The sequence below is a fragment of the Glycomyces sp. NPDC021274 genome, from assembly GCF_040641195.1.
Lineage (GTDB): Bacteria > Actinomycetota > Actinomycetes > Mycobacteriales > Micromonosporaceae > Glycomyces.
On the sequence record NZ_JBFADC010000004.1, the window covers coordinates 102,203 to 121,633 of the forward strand.

At 69.9% G+C, this 19,431-nt stretch carries 17 protein-coding genes; 5 read left to right on the forward strand and 12 right to left on the reverse strand.

Annotated elements, in window-relative coordinates; all coding sequences use genetic code 11:
• Positions 1-59: 59 nt before the first annotated feature.
• Positions 60-473, reverse strand: coding sequence for a type II toxin-antitoxin system VapC family toxin (locus AB0I03_RS11360; RefSeq protein ID WP_360410240.1), 414 nt, complete (start codon positions 471-473; stop codon positions 60-62).
• Complete coding sequence (locus tag AB0I03_RS11365) at positions 470-736, reverse strand: hypothetical protein (protein WP_360410243.1); 267 nt, start codon at positions 734-736, stop codon at positions 470-472. The genes AB0I03_RS11360 and AB0I03_RS11365 overlap by 4 nt, the downstream gene beginning before the upstream one ends.
• Before the next feature lie 190 nt (positions 737-926).
• Here AB0I03_RS11365 and AB0I03_RS11370 point away from each other — a divergent pair, with 190 nt between their 5' ends.
• Together AB0I03_RS11370 and AB0I03_RS11375 are read left to right on the forward strand one after the other, a co-directional pair.
• Positions 927-1,736, forward strand: coding sequence for a PHB depolymerase family esterase (locus AB0I03_RS11370; protein WP_360410246.1), 810 nt, complete (start codon positions 927-929; stop codon positions 1,734-1,736).
• A gap of 55 nt (positions 1,737-1,791) precedes the next feature.
• The gene (locus AB0I03_RS11375; RefSeq protein ID WP_360410249.1) at positions 1,792-2,559 is read left to right on the forward strand and encodes an SDR family oxidoreductase; all 768 of its coding nucleotides are present in this window, start codon (positions 1,792-1,794) and stop codon (positions 2,557-2,559) included.
• Positions 2,560-2,663: 104 nt separating this feature from the next.
• On the opposite strand, the gene AB0I03_RS11380 is transcribed toward AB0I03_RS11375, so the two are convergent.
• Positions 2,664-3,947, reverse strand: coding sequence for an MFS transporter (locus tag AB0I03_RS11380; protein ID WP_360410252.1), 1,284 nt, complete (start codon positions 3,945-3,947; stop codon positions 2,664-2,666).
• A gap of 76 nt (positions 3,948-4,023) precedes the next feature.
• The gene (locus AB0I03_RS11385; RefSeq protein WP_360410255.1) at positions 4,024-5,334 is read right to left on the reverse strand and encodes an aminotransferase class I/II-fold pyridoxal phosphate-dependent enzyme; all 1,311 of its coding nucleotides are present in this window, start codon (positions 5,332-5,334) and stop codon (positions 4,024-4,026) included.
• A gap of 49 nt (positions 5,335-5,383) precedes the next feature.
• Between AB0I03_RS11385 and AB0I03_RS11390 the strand changes: the two genes are divergently transcribed.
• Positions 5,384-6,001 carry a pyridoxamine 5'-phosphate oxidase family protein gene (locus AB0I03_RS11390; protein ID WP_360410258.1) on the forward strand — a complete coding sequence of 206 codons (618 nt, stop codon included), beginning with the start codon at positions 5,384-5,386 and terminating at the stop codon, positions 5,999-6,001.
• 193 nt (positions 6,002-6,194) lie between these two features.
• Here the strand turns inward: AB0I03_RS11390 and AB0I03_RS11395 are convergent, their stop codons facing one another.
• From AB0I03_RS11395 to AB0I03_RS11415, 5 genes are all read right to left on the reverse strand, one after another.
• Positions 6,195-7,061, reverse strand: a complete 867-nt coding sequence (locus AB0I03_RS11395) for a ThuA domain-containing protein (RefSeq protein ID WP_360410261.1) — start codon at positions 7,059-7,061, stop codon at positions 6,195-6,197.
• A gap of 19 nt (positions 7,062-7,080) precedes the next feature.
• Entirely contained in the window at positions 7,081-7,992 is a 912-nt protein-coding gene (locus AB0I03_RS11400) for a M23 family metallopeptidase (protein ID WP_360410264.1), read from the reverse strand.
• Between the two features lie 139 nt (positions 7,993-8,131).
• Complete coding sequence (locus AB0I03_RS11405) at positions 8,132-8,929, reverse strand: ABC transporter permease (protein ID WP_360410267.1); 798 nt, start codon at positions 8,927-8,929, stop codon at positions 8,132-8,134.
• Between the two features lie 11 nt (positions 8,930-8,940).
• Entirely contained in the window at positions 8,941-9,747 is an 807-nt protein-coding gene (locus tag AB0I03_RS11410) for an ABC transporter permease (RefSeq protein WP_360410270.1), read from the reverse strand.
• A complete protein-coding gene (locus tag AB0I03_RS11415) occupies positions 9,744-10,697 on the reverse strand; it encodes an ABC transporter ATP-binding protein (protein ID WP_360410273.1) in 954 nt (317 codons plus the stop codon). Before AB0I03_RS11415 ends, AB0I03_RS11410 begins: the two co-directional genes overlap by 4 nt.
• A 191-nt stretch (positions 10,698-10,888) precedes the next feature.
• Here AB0I03_RS11415 and AB0I03_RS11420 point away from each other — a divergent pair, with 191 nt between their 5' ends.
• Complete coding sequence (locus AB0I03_RS11420) at positions 10,889-11,938, forward strand: acyl-CoA desaturase (RefSeq protein WP_360411053.1); 1,050 nt, start codon at positions 10,889-10,891, stop codon at positions 11,936-11,938.
• A 78-nt stretch (positions 11,939-12,016) separates the two neighbouring features.
• On the opposite strand, the gene AB0I03_RS11425 is transcribed toward AB0I03_RS11420, so the two are convergent.
• From AB0I03_RS11425 to dnaG, 3 genes are all read right to left on the reverse strand, one after another.
• Positions 12,017-12,616, reverse strand: coding sequence for a DUF4352 domain-containing protein (locus AB0I03_RS11425; protein WP_360410276.1), 600 nt, complete (start codon positions 12,614-12,616; stop codon positions 12,017-12,019).
• A 437-nt stretch (positions 12,617-13,053) separates the two neighbouring features.
• Positions 13,054-13,782: a hypothetical protein gene (locus tag AB0I03_RS11430; protein WP_360410279.1), complete on the reverse strand. Its 729-nt coding sequence runs from the start codon at positions 13,780-13,782 to the stop codon at positions 13,054-13,056.
• A 376-nt stretch (positions 13,783-14,158) separates the two neighbouring features.
• On the reverse strand, positions 14,159-16,021 hold the full coding sequence (dnaG, locus tag AB0I03_RS11435) for a DNA primase (protein WP_360410282.1): 1,863 nt from the start codon (positions 16,019-16,021) through the stop codon (positions 14,159-14,161).
• 321 nt (positions 16,022-16,342) lie between these two features.
• Here dnaG and AB0I03_RS11440 point away from each other — a divergent pair, with 321 nt between their 5' ends.
• The gene (locus tag AB0I03_RS11440) at positions 16,343-19,321 is read left to right on the forward strand and encodes a hypothetical protein (protein WP_360410285.1); all 2,979 of its coding nucleotides are present in this window, start codon (positions 16,343-16,345) and stop codon (positions 19,319-19,321) included.
• The last annotated feature ends 110 nt before the right edge of the window (positions 19,322-19,431 follow it).

The following is a 19,431-nucleotide window of genomic DNA, read 5'->3' on the forward strand; positions in this document are numbered from 1 at the left end:
TGCGTGTGGGCCGACCCCGAGGGGTCGGCCCACACGCACTTGGTTTGGCTGCAGGTTGTTCAGCGCAAAGGATTGACCAAGTCAATCCCGATGCCCTCGAAATCCTTGATGTTCCGGGTCGCCAGGGTCAGCTGGTTGGCGTAGCAGATCGAGGCGATCTGACAGTCCGCGATGTCGATCGGCCTGCCCAGGCTCTCGCGTTTGGCCGCGATGAGGCCGAAATGGTTCGCCGCGATTCCATCGAAGGAAATGATGTTTCCGTTGAGGTCTTGGCGCACGAAACGCTCGAGCTGGAGCAGCAGTTCGCGCTTCCTCCGGCCGTCTGGAAGCCGATCGATGCCATACCGGATCTCACCGAGCGTGACGGCCGTGATTCCGATCGCTCGCTGAGTTACGAACCAGAACTGGACGTTTTCGTCGACACCCTTGATCTTGCTGACCTCGGAGACCACATTCGTGTCGAGGATGATCAAGACCCGAATTCCGCCCATCGCGCCGGGTTGTTCCGGGCGGGGAACTCGAGATCTGCGAGTCCGCCCCCGGAGGCGAAGCGTTCGCGGATCACATCTGCGAAGTTCACCTCCTCGGTGGCGGCGATCCCCTGTTCCAGGAGCTCCCGCGCCTCGTCTTCGATGGTCCTGTGGTGAAGTGAAGCCTGCCTACGAAGGCGTTCGTAGGTCTCGTCGGAGATGCCGGGGACGGACACCTCGTGGCCTTCCGGTGCTGCGTCAGTCATCGTGGTCACCCCCTCACAATATCGATGGTAACAGCGAGATCCGGTCGGAAACACGCCGAACGTTCGTCTCGTCCGCGTCCCCGCGCACCTGGCGATGATTCGCGGAGGGCAACAGCCCGCCCCCACCGCGTCCGCGTTTCGTCCGTTCGGAGAGTGGCGCTCCAGAGTGGAGTGCAATACGCTCCCACGCATGAAGCGACTCCTCGGTGCGACGGCACTCCTCCTCGCCCTGACCGCCTGCACCGCCGACGACCCCGAGCCCGTCGCGGCCCTCGACTGCGAGCCGGGCCGGTTCACCGACGTGCCCGAAGCCGCCCTCGGCGACTACACCTACACGGCGGCCTTCCAGTGCCCCGAGGCCGACGCGCTCCTGCCGACGGTGATCGTGCTCCACGGCATGCCCAGCAACGGCGAGATGGTACGGGCCTCCTCCAACATGGACACACTGGCCGAGGAGGCCGGGTTCCTCGCCGTGTACCCGTCGAACCCGGCCAACGAATGGGACGCCCTGGCCGACGGCGAGGACGCCGCATTCCTCGCCGACCTGATCGACGAGCTCGTCGCCGAGCGCGGCGCGGACCCCGAGCGGATCTACCTCACCGGCTTCTCCAACGGCGGCGACATGACGCTCGCCGCCGCGGTCGGCCTCGGCGACCGCCTCGCCGGCGCCGCCGCGGTGGTCCCCGCAGGCACCCACGACACCCTCGCGCAGGTCGAGGGCCTGGAGACGCCGATCCCCTTGGCGGCCTTCGTGGGCGTGAGCGATCCGCGCACCGAGGGCCAGGCGGTCCTGGAGGCGTGGCGCGCGAAAGCGGCCTGCGCGGCGCCGGAGCAGACCTCGGGCGGTGACTTCGAGCGCAGCTCCTGGACGTGCGCTGACGACGTGCCGATGGTCGAGTACCAGGTCGACGGCGGCCACGTGTGGTTCGGCGCTCCCGGCGCGCCCGATGCGCTCTGGGCCAGCAGTGCGATCTGGGACTTCTTCACCGCGCTCGAATGAACTCCCGCCACCCGGCGGGTGCGGCGACTGGACGGGACGGGTCATTATGAACGGCATGCAACTGAACAGCCCTGTCCTCATCACCGGTGCCAGCCACGGTCTGGGTATGGCCACGGCCTCGGTGCTCGCCGCCGAAGGCGTGCCGCTGGCGCTCTGCGCCCGGAACGCCGCCCCGCTGAACGAGTTCGCCGAGAAGCTCCGCGCCGAATTCGACGTCCCGGTCGCCACCCGCGCGCTCGACGTCAACGACACCGAGCTGATGGTCGAGTTCGTGCACGAGGCCCAGCGGCGCCTCGGAGACCTCAAGGGCCTGGTCGCGAATGTCGGCGGCGCGCGCGGGCGGAGCATCGTCGACACCGAGCCTGACGACTGGGCGTACTCGCTGAACGTCAACGTCACCAGCGCGATGACCGCCCTCCGGGCCGCCCTGTCGCAGCTGCGGCGCACCGGCGGCGCGGCGGTCCTGGTCTCCTCGATCTCCGGCACCAAGCCCTCCCCCGGCCTCGCGTACGGCTCGACCAAGGCCGCGCTCAACCACGCCGCGACGGTGCTCGGCCGCGAGCTCGGCCCGACCGGGGTGCGCGTCAACGCCGTCGCGCCCGGCTCGATGCTCATCCCCGACCGCAACTGGGACCGCCTGCGCCTGGCCGACCCGGGCCGCTACGAGGCGTTCCTGGAGGAGTTCCCGAACCGGGAACTCCTCGACCCGCGCGACGTGGCCGAGGTCATCGCCTTCCTCCTCTCGGACAAGGCGAAGGCGATCAACGGCGCGGTGATCCCGGTCGACGGCGGCCAGAACGCGCCCAGCGCCTACGGCTACTGACCAAAATCCTATAGGATATATCCTATAAGCTTGAGCTGGATCCTATAGGATATATCCTATGCGGTTTTTGGCGGGAGCGGTCGGGCGTGCCAGGCCGTTCGCCCTTACGCAGGCAGCGACCTGCGGAGCAGGTGCGGGAAGACGAGTAGGGCGACCACGGCGCAGCTGACGCAGAGGATGCCGTAGCTGGCGTACTCCACGATCGGGCCCGAGGCGAGGCCGGCGGCCATGGCGGACAGGCCCATGACGAGGTCGGAGAAGCCCTGTGTGGACGGGCGTTCGGCGGGGGTGACCGCACCCGTGACGAGCGCGGCCGAGGCGACGGTCATGGCCGACCAACCGACGCCGAGCAGGACCAGGCCGATCGAGAGGCGCACGTGGTCGTCCGCGGGCGAGGAGCCCGAGACGGTGCACGCGGCGACGAGGAGCACAGTGCCCGCGATGAGGACCGGGCGCGCGCCGTGCTTGTCGACGAGGCGGCCGATGATCGGCGCGAACGCGTACATGCCGCCGATGTGGAGCCCGAGGATGACGCCGACGACGCTGAGGGCCTCTTTCGGGTCGGCCATGCCGTGCTTGATGTGCACGGCGGTCATGGCCATGACGCCGACCATCACGAAGTGGCCGAGGGCCGCGGCGATGACGCCGGTGCGCACGGCCGGGTTGGCCTTGGCGGTGCGGTAGCCGTCCGCGATGGAGCGTTTCGGGGCGTCGGTCTCGCCGCTGATCTCGCGGGCGGTCAGGAGCGGGTCGGGGCGCAGGAACACGAGGATGACCGCGGCGGTGAGCAGGCAGAGCACGCCGATGGCGACCATGGAGCCGATGTAGGCGGGACCGCCGAACCAGCCGGTCCAGAGCCGCTCGGCGAGTCCGGCGAGGGACGGGCCGGCGACGGAGCCGATCGTGGTCGCCCAGACGATGAGCGCGAGGTGGGAGCCGCGGCGGGCCGCCGGTGCGAGGTCGGCCGCGGCGTACCGGGACTGGAGCCCGGCGAAGGAGGCCGCGCCGAGCAGGAAGTAGCCGGTGACCGCGAGCGGCGCGCTGCCGAGGTTGATCGCGGTGATCACGACGCCCGCGCCGAGGACCGCGCACCCGTAGCCGAAGGCGAGGCCGCCGCGGCGGCCGAAGCGCTCGGTGATGCGCACGGCCGGGACGACGACGAGCGCCGAGCCGCCGACGAAGAGGCTCTGGGCGAGCCCGGTGAAGGTCGCCGAGCCGGTCATCTCCTCGATGAGCAGGGCGCCCACGGCGATGCCGATGCCGACGGCGAGGCCGCCGATGATCTGCGTGAGGAAGAGGGTCCGCAGGACGCGCTGCTGCAGGACGGCGGTGCCGTCCAGGGGGTCGGTTTCGGTCGGGACGGGTGCAGGGGTCTGGGGGGCGGTCACGAGGGTTCCTTTCTGGAGTTGTCGGCCGGATCGGGGGATGCGGCCGTGGCCTCCCGGTGGGGGCCGGGCGGCGGGGTCAGATCGGCGGCGACGCCGGCCCGGAGGACTGGGCGACGGCGTCGGCCACCGCTTCGGCGAGCCGGGGGTCGAGCCGGGTGGTGCTGATGCGGATGCCCTGGTGGCCGTGGAAGGAGTAGGCCCGGCCGGGCGCGACGGCGAAGCCGGCGTCCCGCAGGCCCACGACGGCGGCGGTCTCGTCCGCGACCGGGACCCAGAGGTTGAGCCCGGCGCGGCCCCACGTCTCGATGCCGCGGGCGGCGAGCGCTTCGCGAAGGGCCCCTTGGCGTTCGGCGTAGACGCGGCCCGCAGTGGCGACGCGCTCCTGGACGATGTCGTCCGTCCAGGCGGCGATCACGAAGTGCTGCAGGATGCATGAGACCCAGCCGTGGCCGATGGCCATGCGGCCCTGGACGCGGGCCTTCGTGTCCGGGTCGGCGGCGACGAGCGCGCAGCGCAGGTCGGGCCCGTAGGGCTTGGACGTCGAGCGCACGAACATCCACCGGTCGGCGGCGTCGGCGACGAAGTGCAGCGGGGTCTGGGAGAGCTCGGCCCAGTGGTCGTCCTCGATCACGAACACGCCCGGGTGGCGCGCGACGACGCCGCGGAGGGCGGCGGCGCGTTCGGCGGTGACCGCCGCTCCCGTGGGGTTCTGGCCCCGCGAGGTGAGGATGAACGCCTTCGCGCCCGCGGCCAGGGCGGCTTCGAGTTCGCCGGGCAGCGGCCCCTCGCCGTCGATCGCCACTGGCGCTACCTGGTATCCGGCCGTGAGGAGGAGGTCGCGCCCGTTCGACCAGGTGGGTTCTTCGACCGCCACGGTGTCGCCGGGTTCGAGCCGGGCCGCGAGGCCGCGTTCGAAGGCGTCCAGCGCGCCGGAGGTGACGGTGAGCTCGCCGTGCACGCCGTCGGCGGCGAAGCGGTCGCGGGCGAGGTCGAGCAGGTCCGGACAGGGGCCGCCGTCGCGGTAGTTGCCGTGGACGATGTCGACGCGCGGCTTGAGAGCGGCGAGGTCGGGCAGCAGGTCGGGGTCGGGTTCGCCGGAGACGAGGTCGAGCACTCCCGAAGGGACCGTGAGGGTGCCGGTGGGGGTGAAGGCGGAGCGCTGGCGGATGAAGGTGCCGGCGCGGCCGCCGGTCTCGACGACGCCGCGTTCGCGCAGGCGCCGGTAGGCGGAGGCGACGGTGCCGGCGGCGACGCCGAGGTCGGCGGCGAGCTTGCGGACGGGGGGCAGGGTGCGGCCTGGCGCGAGCTGTCCGGAGCGCACGCCGGACTCGATGCTGGCGGCGATCTCGCTTGCCGCCGATCCGGTGATCTGATACTGTACCGACATAACTGAAGCATTGTACCAGTACATAAATCGGCGATAGGAGCCACCCCCGATGTCCGCCCTCGAATGCCCCTCCAGCGGCCAGTTCACCCCTACCGAGCGCACCATCCCGAGGCGCTCCCGCCAGCGGGTCACGTACGAGCGCGACGCCGCCTACCAGGTGCTGGACGAGGCGCTGTTCGTCGACCTCGCCTTCGTCGGGCCGGACGGCGCGCCGCGCGTGCTGCCGACGTTCCATGTGCGCGTCGGGGACACGCTGTTCGTGCACGGCTCCACGGGCTCCAGCATGGGTCTGGGCGGGCGCGAAGGGTTCGCCGTGAGCGCCACCGCCACGATCGTGGACGGGCTCGTCTACTCCAAGAGCTGGTTCCACCACTCCATGAACTACCGCAGCGTCGTCGTCCACGCGAACGCGCAGCTCGTCACGGACCCGGACGAGCGCTGGAGCGTGTTCAAGGCCCTCATCAACCGGATGGGCGAAGGCCGCGCCGAGCGGTCACGGGAGGCCAACGAGAAGGAGAACGCGATGTCCGCGCTCCTGGCGATCCCGCTCGAGGAGGTCTCGATCAAGCAGCGTTCGGGCCCGCCGGTCGAGGAGCCCGAGGACGAGGACCTGCCGTTCGACAACGGCGTCGCCCCTGTGACCACGACGGTGGTGGGGCGGCTTTAGACTGCGATCCGCGCGGTGCCGGATTCGGCTCGGCCTCTTGGCGAAATGACCGTCCAGAGTGTGGGTCGTGGGAACTTCCCTTCGGGCCGGTCCGGCGCCGTCTGGCGCAGGAGGTGCACCGCGCGCATCGCGTACAGATCGGGCGGGCCGAAGTTCGAGACGGCCCGCCCGATCGCTGCTCTGCTCCTTGCGGCTACGCCCGCGCGGCGGCCGCTTCCTTCTCCGTCTCGGCCTTGTCCAAGCGCCACACCGCGATCGAGCCGCCCCCGGCGACGGCGATCACGAACATCGCGAACGTCAGCGTGTACGGCCAGGCCGGAGCGGCGTCCTCGGAGTTCTGCACCATGGCGCCCTCTTCGCCCGCGCTCCACCAGATCGCCTGGCGCATGAGCTTCAGGAAGTCCCGGTCGCCCCAGGTCTTCCCCTCGCCGCCGGGCGAGGCGTAGAAGACCGGCAGCTCCTCGTCCACCCAGGCCACCGCCTGACCGGACCCGAGCTGCGCGAGCACCGTGGAACCCGGTTGCACCGGTGCGGGATCGAAGGAGTACCAGTGCTCGGTGAGCTTCAGCTCCTCGTCCAGGCCCTCGGTGACCGGCGATCCGGAGTTGAACGTGACGGCCTCCTCGGTCGAGGCGTCGGCCGGCGGGAGCGCCGTCGCGCCGAGCGTCTCGTGGTACCAGGTCCAGTCAGTCTCGCTCTGGATCGCGGCGTTCGTGGCGATGAGGCCGCCGCCCTGCTCCACGAAGGTCTCGACCGATTCCTGCTGGTCCGCGTCGAGGAAGTCCGCGCCGGTGTTGACGAACATGACCACGTCGTACCCGCCGAGGCGCTCGAGGTGTTCCGGTGTGCCCTCGGTGAGGGTGAAGTTCCAGCGCCGCGCCTCCATCTGGAGGCGCTCGATCGCGTAGTCGGCCACGTCCTGCGCCGCGTTCCCGGTCGTGACGACCAGGACCTGCGGCCCTCCGGCGGCGTGTGCGGCCACCGGGCTCACGGCGACGGCGGCGAAGGCGGGCGCGCAGGCCAGCGCGACGGTCGTAAGGAGTCGCAGCAGGGTTCTCACGCGCCCAGCCTATCGGCCTTTAACCGCAGTGCTCGAAGCCGCTCAGGTACGAGCTGGAGCCGACCGATCCTCCCCATTTGACGCAGGAATCGGCGGCGTACTTGCGGATCGGCCCCGCGTAGTACGCGAAGCTCCCCGAGTCGGTGGTCATGGTGCCGCCCTCGACCTGGAGGCCGGCCGAGACGGCGGAGGCGGTCCCGATGCTCGTGCTCTTGATCGTGGTGACGCAGTTGTAGCCGTTGCCGCTGTTGTAGAGGAGGTAGACGCGGCCGCCGGTGACGGCCTGGGAGTCGATCACGGTGTAGCCCGAGCCGCAGACCTCTTGGGGCGTATAGGGATTGGTGCTGCCGCAGGCGTTGGTCGAGGTGATGGCCTTCTTGGAGCCGTAGGGCACCTGGATGCCCTGGATGACGGGGGTGACGACGGTGCCGGAGGCGTTGCGCTGCTCGTAGTGCAGGTGCGGGGCGGAGGAGCCGCCGGTGGAGCCGACGGTGCCGATGATCGTGCCCTGAGCGACCGTGCGGGAGGTGCCGACGGCGCCGACCATGGTCGCCAGGTGCGCGTAGCGGGTGCGGGAGCCGTCGGAGTGGACGATCTGGACCCACAGGCCGTAGCTGGTGCTGCCGGCGTTGTAGAAGTAGGCGGTGCCGCCGGCGGTGGCGCGCACGTTCTCGCCGTTGATCGCGTCGGAGCCGTAGCTCTGCCAGTCGATGGTGTTCTTCGGGTTGTGGGCCGGGGAGTCGATCCAGTTGTTGGCCCAGAAGGTCTTGTTGCAGTTGAAGGGGCTCTTGTGGCTCACCGCTTGGGCGGTGATCTCGTCGGCGTTCGCCGTCAGGGCCGGAGCGAAGGCTGCGGCGGCTGCGGTGAGGAGGGCGGTGACGAGGAGCGCGACGCGCTGCAAGCGCGGTCGGAGGTGGAGGCGCTGTTCCATAACAGGACGGTATCGAAGAAATTCTTCGTTGTGAAGGTCACATATGAAGAAATTCTTCTTACTGAACGGTGTCGTGCGCTGAACGGCGACGGCCGCGCCCCTCGTGAGGAAGGGCGCGGCCTGCTGCTTGACCTTGCCCCTATTTGTACAAGGCCTTCGCCAGCCGCTTCTGCGCGATCCACATGCCCGTCACGCACAGCGCCATGAGGTAGGCGACGTGCACGAGCATCATCGGGCCGAGCTGGCCGAGGCTGAGGCCGCGCACCAGCTCGATGCCGTGGTAGAGCGGCATGATGTAGACGATCGGCTGCGCGAACGCCGGGTAGGCCTCCACGGGCGTGAAGGTGCCGCCGAACAGGAACATGGCGAACACGACCGCGTTCATCCAGTCGAAGTCGGGCCAGTCGCGGAAGACCGTGGCGAGCGTGAGGCCGATCCCGGCGAACGCCAGGGCGATGAACACGCACGCGGGCACCGCCAGGAGCGACCACCAGGAGTCCAGGAGCCCGAAGAGCCCCATGACGACGACGAACGCGCCGATGTAGGTGCCGCCGCGGATGAGCGCCCACCAGACCTCGCCGAGGGCGACGTCCCAGGGCCGCAAGGGGGTCGCGAGGATGCCGTCGTAGACCTTCATCCACTTGAACTTGGCGAACACGTTGATGGAGGTCTCGGCGAGCACGCCCATCATGGCGGCGTTGGCGAGGATCGCGGGCGCGACGTAGGCGGTGTAGGAGACGGTGGTGCCGTCGGGGAGGGTGATGTCGCCGACGAGGGCGCCGACGCCGAATCCGAAGGCGAACAGGAAGAGCAGCGATTCGACCGCGCCGGAGATCACGAGGATCCAGGCGCGGCGCATGGCCACCCAGTTGCGGTTGAGCAGCGCCCCCGAGGACTTCAGGGAGGCGCGGGCGGCGCTGTAGGCGATGACCGACATGCGTTGGGCTCCTAGAAGTTCAGGCGGCGCTGCACGGCGTGGCGGGCGGCGAACCAGCCGGCCACGGCGAGGGCCGCGAGGTAGGCGATGTGGAGGACCGGTGCCAGCGCGGGGGCGACGCCGGCGGTCGCGGCCCGGGCGAGCTCGGTGCCGTGCCACAGGGGCGAGAGCCACACGAGCGGCTGGAGGAAGCCGGGCATCTCGCTGGCGGGGAAGAACACTCCGGAGAACAGCGAGATGGGCATGACGGCGAACCGGAAGATCATGTTGAGGTTCGCGTCGTTCTTCAGGCTCGTGGCCCAGAAGTGGAGCCAGGGCGCCATCGAGGCCGAGACGAGCGCTGCGGCGACGACCGCGAGCGCGGCCCACCACGAGGTGTAGACGCCGAAGAACGCGAGCACGACCGCCACGAGCGTGCAGTTGGTGAAGGGCCGGAAGACCGCCGCGTAGGCGAGGTGGCCGTTGAGGATGTCCACGGGGCGCAGCGGGGTCGCCCGCTGGGCGAGGTAGTGGCCGCCCCAGTCCTGGTAGCCGCCGAACACGGGGAAGACCATGTCGTTGCCGAGCATCATGACGGCGACGGAGCAGACGAGGCCGGGGGCGATGAACGCCGCGTAGTCGAGGCCGCCGAGGGAGTCGGCCTCGATGTAGGCGCCGACGCCGATGCCGATCGAGACCATGTAGAGGATCGGCAGGAGCACGGAGGTGAACACGGTGCCGTGCCAGACGTGCTTGTACAGGGCCAGTTGGAGGTTGAAGGCGCGCCAGGCGGCCTGGGCCGGGGTGGGGGCGGTGCGGTCGACGCTCAGTGCGGTCACGCTTCGTCCTCCACGAGGGCGCGGCCGGTGAGGCGCAAGAAGACGTCTTCGAGGCTCGCGCGGCGGGCCAGGACCGAGGTCGGGCTGATGTCGCGGGCCTCGAGCGCGGCGTTGGTGTCGTCGGCGTCGTCGGTGTAGACCAGGATCTTGTCCGGCAGGGCCTCGATCTGGGCGCCGACGCCGTTGAGGGTCAAGGCGAGTTCGGCGAGCTCGGTGGTGTGGGCGGCGCCGAAGCGCAGCTCCACGACCTCCTTGGTGACGTGCGTGTCGATGAGCTCGCGGGGGGAGCCGGAGGCGATGATGCGGCCCTCGTCCATGACGACGAGGCGGTCGCAGAGCTGCTCGGCCTCGTCCATGTAGTGGGTGGTGAGCAGGATCGAGACGCCGCGCTGCTTGAGCTGGAACAGCCGCTCCCACACGAGGTGGCGGGCCTGCGGGTCGAGGCCGGTGGTGGGCTCGTCGAGGATCACCAGTTCAGGGTCGTTGATGAGCGAGCGGGCGATGGCGAGGCGGCGCTGCATGCCGCCGGAGAGCTCGCTGACCTGGTCCTTGGAGCGGGAGGAGAGCTGCACGAACTCGAGGAGCTCGGCGGCCCTGACCTTGGCGGCCTTCCGCTTGATGCCGAAGTAGCCGGCGTAGACCACCAGGTTCTCGAAGACGGTGAGCATGCCGTCGAGGGTGTTGTCCTGGGGCACGACGCCGAGGCGGGCGCGGATCTCGGCGCCCTGGGTGCGGGGGTCGCGGCCGAAGACCTCCAGTTCGCCGCCGGTGGGCTGGGAGACGCAGCCGATCATCCGCATCGTGGTCGACTTGCCCGCGCCGTTCGCGCCGAGGAAGCCGAAGGCCTCGCCGCGGCGGATCTCGAAGTCGACGCCGCGCACCGCTTCGTGCTCGCCGTAGCTTTTTCGCAGGTCCGCGGCGCGCACCAGGATCTCATCGTCATGTGGCATGGGGCAACCCTAAGCCCGGGCCCCGACAGAGTACAACAGATTTTGAAGCGAATCCTTCATAAATACCGGTCAGTAAAGGTAGTGCTTGCCCTACCCCCATTGAGGGGTCAGCGGTAGTTACAACTCACAGCGAAGCGGGAATGATTAAAGAGTCGAAGTTTCCCGACAGAACGGACGTATTCATGACGCTCATGGCCGACAAGGCGCCGCAGGCCCCCGACAAGCCGCGGACCGGCAGCGACTTCGCCGAACTCGGCAAGCGGATCAACCAGGCCGGGCTCATGGCCCGCCGCCCCGCGTACTACGTGATCCGCTTCGCGCTCATGTCTGCCGTCTTCGTCGGCGGCTGGACCGCCTTCGCCCTCATCGGCGACTCCTGGATGCAGATGTTCACGGCCGTGTTCATGGCCCTCGTGAGCACCCAGGTGGCGTTCCTCGGCCACGACCTCGCGCACCGCCAGGTCATCCGCAGCCGCGCCACGTCCGAGCGCCTGGGCTGGTTCACCGGCAACCTCGCCAACGGCATGGGCTACGGCTGGTGGAACGACAAGCACAACCGCCACCACGCCAACCCCAACCACGAGGAACTCGACCCCGACGTCTCCCCGGGCCTGTTCTCCTGGTCCAAGCGCCAGGCCGGCTTCGCGCAGGGCTTCAGCCGGTTCTTCGGCAAGTACCAGGCGGAGCTGTTCTTCCCGATCCTCCTCCTCGAGGGCATCAACCTCAACTGGTCCGGCATCAGGTCCGTCATCAAGCCCGGCCTGAAGAACCGCGGCTGGGAGGCCCTCTTCCTGGCCCTCCACTGGGCCGCCTACCTGGGCGCACTGTTCATCGTGCTCTCCCCGGGCAAGGCCATCGTCTTCTTCCTCGTGCACAAGGCCGTGTGGGGCCTGTACATGGGTTCGGTCTTCGCGCCGAACCACAAGGGCATGCCGACCCTCGTCGGCGAGACCGAGCTGGACTTCCTCCGCAAGCAGGTGCTGACCTCCCGCAACGTCAAGGGCGGCTGGTTCACCAACTTCGCCCTCGGCGGCCTGAACTACCAGATCGAGCACCACCTCTTCCCGGCCATGCCCTCGGTGAACCTCGCCAAGGCGCAGCCGATCGTCGAGGAGTTCTGCAAGGAGAAGGAGATCCCCTACCACGCGACCGGTCTCATCCAGTCCTGGCGGGAAGCCCTCACCGAACTCCACGCCCACGGCGAACCCCTGCGCAACCCGCAGCCGTCGAACGCCGCATAGACCTTCGAGCAAGGGCCCGGATCGCGATGCGATCCGGGCCCTTTCCGTTTGCGCTGTCACGCAGTCGCAAAAAAACGGCTAGTGCAGGGGGACTTCGACTCCCCCGTCTTCGCGATTGTCGTGCAGTTCGAGCGTCGCCAGTTCCGTCCCGACCGGGACGTCGAAGACGATCCAGCCCTCGATCTGTTCGCCGATGGGGATGACGGCGAGATGGACGTTATTGCCCAACACCATCGATGCCGCATCGTAGTCGGACTCGTATACGTTCCCGTCGGTGTCGAACAGCTGCTGATGGGTGTCGCTGAAGGTAAGGAACACATGTTCACTGAGGTTCTTCACCGTCACCTCGATGAACACGTACTCGCCGTCCGCCTTCGTTTCGTCGACCCCAGCCATGATCTGCGTGGATCCCTGCTCGACGCTGACGACCGTGAACTCGAGATCGCCGTCGGTCACCGTGGTGTTCAGCTCCGTGGTCTCGACGTCTCTGACTTCAGCGGCGTCGGTCTCGACGTCCTCCTCCGGCGAATCGAAGTAGTTGAACGACATGACCGCCACGACCGGCACCGCTGCCACCAGCGCGATGCCGATGACCGATGCGACCTTCTGCGCCTTGGTGAGCCCATTGCGCGGCAGCGGCCGTTGGTCGCCGTCGGGCACCGAGAATGGATCGGTCATGTACATGTCCTTCATGGGGGCGTTGAAAGGCGGAGACGGCCTTCGCACACCCTAGTGCAGGAGATCCATTCCGGAGCAGACGATCAAACTCAAATCGCGTGCGTCTCCGTGTGAGACGACGCCTTCCCGTGAGGGTGATCCTGACGGGGATCGTCCACCCAGTCACGGCCCATCGGGGGCGCGGACAGCTGCGGGCGATAGCACTGGGATGAGATCTGGAACCCCCGGTGGGGGCTGAGTGCCTCGAAACAAGTCGGTTTGCCGGTTCAGCCAGAGGCTTGTCGTAGTCTGCTTGCACCTACCCGGCACCTGTACGAATTTCCTGTCCCTGTACGTACCTCAATTATCCCCAATGCAAGACCGGCCGTCATCACCCACACGTGTGCAAGACACTCACATTTTGCCCCGGAACCACTGCGCCGCAAGAAAAGACGCACCTACTCGGCGGCGACGAAGTAGCGCTCGCCTTGGGCCCAGGAATCCTCGACGCCGATCGCGGCGGTCTCGACGCCGGCGGTCGGCACGCTGATGCAGACGTTCCCCGTCGCCGTCCCGCCCGCGAACACCTCAGGGGCGTCGAAGAGGTCGCCGGGAACGACACCGCACGTCCCGCTGTGAACACTGTCCTCGACGAAAACCCCGAACAGCAGGTCGGACCAGGCAAAGCTCGACGCCTCGCCCTGATACGTGGCGTCGACTCGGAACATGAAGAACTGGGCCCCCTCCGGCGGCGGCGCGTTGAACTCGTTCTCAGCCAGCACCTGCTCGGTCGCGTCCGGCACGACCTCGCTGATGACCACGGTCCAGTTGCCAGTGGATATCTCGCTGCCCGCCGGGAGCGGCGCGGTCGGGTCGGTCCCGTCCGCCGCCTGCTCCGTCGGCGCGTCCCCGTGGCCGGAGCCCTCGTCGGTCTCGCTCTCGGTCTCGTAGTCCGTCGGCCAGTCCTCGATGATGTCCTCGGCCGCCTTGCCGAGGGCCACGGTCACGATCACCGTGACGATCAGGCCCAGTACGGCGAGGCCGATGCCGATGATCGACATCAGCCGGTGGGACTTGAAGATCCCGACGATGCCGAGCACGATGCCGGCCAGCGCGAAGAGCCCGCCGATGAAGATCCCTGCGACGGGGATGATGCCGAACAGCAGTGCCGCACCGCCGAAGACCAAGGCGAGGATCGCAATGGTCTTGGGGGGCGCCCCCGCACCACCCGCCGGCGGGCCGGGTGGCGGCGGATAGTACGGCGGCGGTCCCGGAGGCGGTTGATAAGGAGGGGGTCCGGGGGGCGGCGCGTACGCCGACGCAGGCGGCTCGTACCCCGACATTGGGGGCGGCGGTTCATACGCCGACGCGGGAGACGGCTCGTTCGGCGGAGACTGCTCGGGCGGCGGCGAGGCAGGCGGCTGGGACATGACTCCCCCTCAAGATGCGGCTGCCGAACGCGCTGCGATGGGACATTCAACGACGAAACGGCATACCTGTTACCTGCATCACAACACGAGAACGAGAGACTGTCTCGGATACCGCCCGGTTCCCGGTCCCGGTCTACTCGACCGCGTTCGCCGCCTGGTCGCGCAGGGACCGCACGTGCTGCTCCAGGCCCATGAGCTGCCCGAAGAGCTTCATGTACTCGTCCTTGTCAGTGCTGGGGTTGATGCGCTGGAGGCGGCGCTTCAGGTCGGCGACCTCGGCCTCGACCACCGGGCGCTGGATGCGGGCGAGGATCGTGCGGACGTAGAGGCCGTCGGGCTCGCCCGCGAGGCGCAGCTCCTCGACCGCGAGCTCGCTCACCAGGGCACCCGCGGCGATCTCGGTGCACGCGCTCTGGACCGCGGCGATCCAGTTCGGGCCGGCGGCGGCGTGCGCCGCTCCCCCGGCCGCGGCGATGGCCTCGCGCACCGCCCGGTAGTTCGGGTCCGTGTACGGCGTGGCGTCGACCGCGTCGAAGTAAGGACCGGCGATCTGCGGCTGCTGGAGGGCGACCTTCAAGACCTCGCGCTGGGCGCGCAGCTGCGTCGAGTCGGTCCGCTGCACCCGCTTGGGCCCCTCGGGGGCCTCCGGCTGCTGACCGGCGGCAGCGCCCTGCACGGCGCGGCGCAGCTCCGCCTTCTCCTTGCCGAGCCGCCCGGCGTAGACGCCGATGTACTCCTCGACCAGGCCCCGGTCCTTGACCCGCGCCAGCAGCGGCGCGATGGCGCGCGTGGCGTGCAGGCGGCCCTCGGCGGTGTCCAGGTCGTGCTTGGCGATCGCGCGCTCCAACGCGAACTGCACCAGCGGCGTGTGCCGCTCGATGAGCTCCCGCACCCCCGCGTCGCCCGCGCTCTGGCGCAGCTCGCACGGGTCCTGCCCGCCGGGCGTGACCGCGATGTACGTCTGGGAGACGAAGCGCTGCTCCTCGTCGAAGGCCTTGAGCGCGGCGCGCTGGCCGGCCTCGTCGCCGTCGAACGTGAAGATGATGCGCCCGTCCGCCGTCTCGGAGTCGAACAGGAACCGCCGCAGGATGCGGATGTGGTCGGGCCCGAACGCGGTGCCGCAGGTGGCGACCGCCATCGGCACGCCCGCGAGGTGGCAGGCCATGACGTCCGTGTACCCCTCGACGATGACGACCCGGCCGGTCTTGGCGATCTCCTTGCGGGCCAAGTCGATCCCGTAGAGCACCTGCGACTTCTTGTACAGCGGCGTCTCAGGGGTGTTGAGGTACTTGGGCCCCTGGTCGTCGTCGAAGAGCTTGCGGGCGCCGAAGCCGATCACGGAGCCGGAGGAGTCGCGGATGGGCCAGACGAGGCGGCGGCGGAAGCGGTCGATGAGGTTGCCGGTGCGCGACGGCTTGGCGAGCCCCGCCGTGTTCAGCTCCTCGGCCGTGAAGCCCTTGGCGCGCAGGTGCTTCGCGAGCGCGTCCCAGGAATCGGGCGCGTAGCCGCAGCCGAAGGTCGCCGCGGCCTCGCGGTCGAAGCCGCGCGCGGTGAGGAACTGGCGGGCGGTCAGCGCCTCCGGCGAGAGGAGCTTGGCGGTGTAGAACTCCGCAGCGGCGGTGTGGGCGTCGAGGAGGCGCTGCTTGAGGCCGGGCGCGCCGGAGGGGCCGCGCTGGACGCGGCCGTCGACGTCCTCGTAGGTGAGCTTGAGGCCGGCGCGGGCCGCGAGGCGCTCGACCGCCTCGATGAAGGTGAGGCCGTCGAGCTCGGTGAGGAACGTGATGGCGTCGCCGCCGACGCCGCAGCCGAAGCAGTGGTAGACGCCGCGCGCGGGCGTGACGTTGAAGCTCGGCGAGCGCTCGTCGTGGAACGGGCACAGGCCCTTGAGATTGCCGCCGCCGGCGTTGCGCAGGGTGACGCGCTCGCCGATGACATCGGCGATATCCACGCGCTCGCGCACCAGCTGGATATCGGCGTCCCGGATTCGCCCCGCCACTGTTCACCTCTTCTCGCTGCCCCACCATTCTGCCCGGTCCCCCTGACAACCCGCCCGCAGACGCCGCCCGGTGTGAGCCCCGAAGTCGCAGCGGCCCCCGGTTCACGCGCGCTGCGTAGCGGTCCGACCCCGTTGCGGTACCGCAGGTGAGTGATCGGCCACCATGGACGGGTCGCGGAGGTCACGTCGCGAACCGGGTTCACGGAAGCCGTTGGCGCAGATCAGAACCGGTGAGCACGCCCGCTGTACCATGGTTCTGGTCAGCAATGCTCCCGACCACGCCTCACGCGAGCGCGGTCCGATCCGCTAGAGTCGCCTATCATGCCGGACCCATCGCCCGAGCAGCCGCCCTCCTGGCCTCCCACCAGTGAACCGGCGGCCACACCCACCAATCCGCCCCGAATCACCGCGCGCGGAGTGGGCCACCTGCCTTCCAAAACGCCGGTTCCCGCGACTCCGGAGGACGAGCCTTCGGCGGCCGACCGCTTCATGCGGCCGCCGCCGAGCGCAGGCGCCTACGGTGAACCCCCGCAGGCCGGTCCGTACGAGGAGCTCGACCCTGAGGCGCGCCGCAGTGAATGGGGCGCGTTCGACGACGCGACCCCGGAGGTGCCGCAGCAGCCGGGACCCCAGCAGGGCGGCGCACCGTATGGTGAAGCGCCGTTCGGCGGCGTGCAGCGCCAGGCGCCGCAGTACGGCGGTCAGGGCGCTCCCGAGCCGGGCTACCAGCAGTCTGCTCATCAGGAGCCTCCTGCGCCGCAAGGCGACTGGAACGGGCAGAACGAAGGCGACGCACCCGACTGGCCGCCGAAGTCGAGCCAGGAGTGGATGCAGCAGCAGTCCCAGACCGGATGGGGCCTGACCAGCGGCGGCGCCGCATGGACTGGCGCGGGCGACATCCCGCCGCCGGCCGCGGCCCCCGCACCTGAAACGTCCGCAGAGCAGTCGTTCCGTCCCGAGCAGGCTGGATCGCCGTTCGCCGCGCCGCAGCAGGCCCCCGGGTACGACCCGCCGACCTACGACGCACCGCGCCAGCCCGGGCAGGGCGAGAGCCTCGAGTTCCCGGAGCTGCGCTCCGACCCCTACGAGGCTGATGTCTACGGCCACAACCAGTACCGGGGCGACTCGGGCGGCCAGGACCTCTACCAGTCCGACCCGTACCAGGCCGAGCGGCTGCAGGCCGAGGCCCGGCAGGCCCGCGAGGAGTACCAGGCGCAGCAGCAGTCCGAGCCGTTCCCGCCCGTGCCGCCGCAGCCGTCCTATGGGGAGCAGCGCACCGGCGCGCCGTTCGGTTCGGGCGCTGACGCGTTCGGCCCGGTCGGCGGCGCTGAGCAGCAGCCCGACCCGTTCGCGGCCGCACCGCAGGACCAGTTCGCACAGCAGGACCCGTTCGCGGCCGTGCCGCAGCAGGACCCGTACGCGCGCCAGGACGCCGTCCCGGCCCCGCCGCAGTCCGCGTACGGCGCACCGGCCGCGTACGGCGACCAGCAGCCGTTCCCGGAGTCGGCCTACGGCGAGCAGGGCACGCAGACGGCGTATGCCGATCAAGGCACGCAGTCGGCCTACGCCGAGCAGGGCGTACCAGGCGAGGGACCGGACGCCGTTCCCGCGCAGCGCAGCGGCGAGACCGCCGAGAAGGCCGAGGCTCCGACCGATTCGCCGTCGGGCCCCATCCGCGTCGCCCCGCCGACGCACCGCGGCGTCCGCTACGCCATCTACGGCATCGGCGGCCTCATCACCCTGGGCCTGATCATCGGCATCGTGCTCATGCTCGGCGCCGAACCGCCGCGCGAGCCGACCCAGCCGGGGGACGGCGAGGGCGACGGCGACTCCTCGGCCGAGAGCCCCGGCTCCGACGAGGCCCTGACTCCCGAGCGCTACACCGAACTCGCCGCCGCCGCGGGCACCGCCGAATGGTTCTCGTGGCGCTACGGCGAAGCGGGCGAGAACGGCGCCGAGGAGCTCGCCGCGGCGAGCGGCGACGTGCTCGCCTCCGAACCGCTGCTCGGCGACGCCGACCGCAGCATCCAGGGCCAGCTCGCCTATGTCACCGACGAGTCCGGGCTGACCGGCATCGACCACGTCACGGTCGTCGAGTCGACCGACGAGTCGCTGGGCCTCACACCCCGCGCGGGCGGCAGGTTCACCGAAGAGGGCAGGCCCGAACTCGAACTGCAGGAAGGCGCGACCGCCGACTGCATCAGCGGCCTCGGCGGCGAACTCGGCAGGCCCGTCGCCATGGCGCGGCCCGAGCAGAGCGCCGAGGTCAACGCGCACTCCGTGATCGCGTTCTCGTCGGGCATCGTCGCGACGGCCGGCATCAGCGGCGCGCAGGGCGGCACCTGCCTCCAGCTGCCGGGCGGGCAGGTCCCGACCGATGTGGCGCTCACCGACGGCAATGAGCTCGCGCTGGTCACCACCTGGACGCCCGAGTCGCAGACCGGTTCGCTGGTCGTGATCGCCTTGGGCGACAAGAAGGACTCGTACCAGTCGAGCTGGTCGCAGGCCTACCCCGGCCTGCCGAACCCGGGCCACTTCGGTGAGGCCGAGATCGTGGGCACCGTCGAGCTGCCGTTCACCGCGCCGACCTCGGTCGACGCGTGGTCGAACTCGAGCGGCTCGGTTTCGGCCGAACGCAGCGACGTCGAAGGCGGCGCCGGCCGCGACCAGGTCGCAACCGCCGGCTACGCGATCGTGGGCGACCTGAGCGCGAGCCAGGTCGCGGCGGTCGATCTCGCCTCGACCCTGGAAGGCCTCGCGGCCCTCCACTACGACAGCACCGAGTTCGCGTTCGACGCGACCGCCGGTGAGGCGGTCGGTTTCGACGGCGGGGTCGCCGACGTCGCCGCCGCCGAGGGGACCTCGGCCGTCGCCACGAGCGACGGCACGGTCCGCGAACTCGACGGCTCGCTCAAGGAGACCACCGCGACCGAGGTCGGCGCGAACCCGACCTGCCTGGTCGTGGGCGCGCAGAGCGGCGCGTTCATCGCCACGAGCCGCGGCGAGGCCACGGTCAGCTGGGTCTCGGGCGGCGAGGTCGTGAAGGAGCTCGCCGACTCGCGGATGGCCGACCCGCTGTGCGCCTCCGAGACGCCTGCGCTGGACGTGAACGGCTACGACGGCACCGCCGCGGTCGTCCTGGTCTCGGACTACACGGGCCAGAAGCTCCACTCGTACCTCGACGGCCAGGCCACCATCCCCGGCGGCGGCACCGTCGGCGGCGACGGGTTCTCCTACGCCGGGGCCTACGAGGTCGCGGGCAATCCGTGGGGCGCCTCGGTGACCGTGGACCTCGCATAGACGCAACCGATCGAAGGCCGCCCGGCGATGCGCCGGGCGGCCTTCGTCGTTCAGCGCGGATGACAGGCAGTTCGCCGCCTGAGGGCCCGAAACCGAGGTGCGGCGCGTCA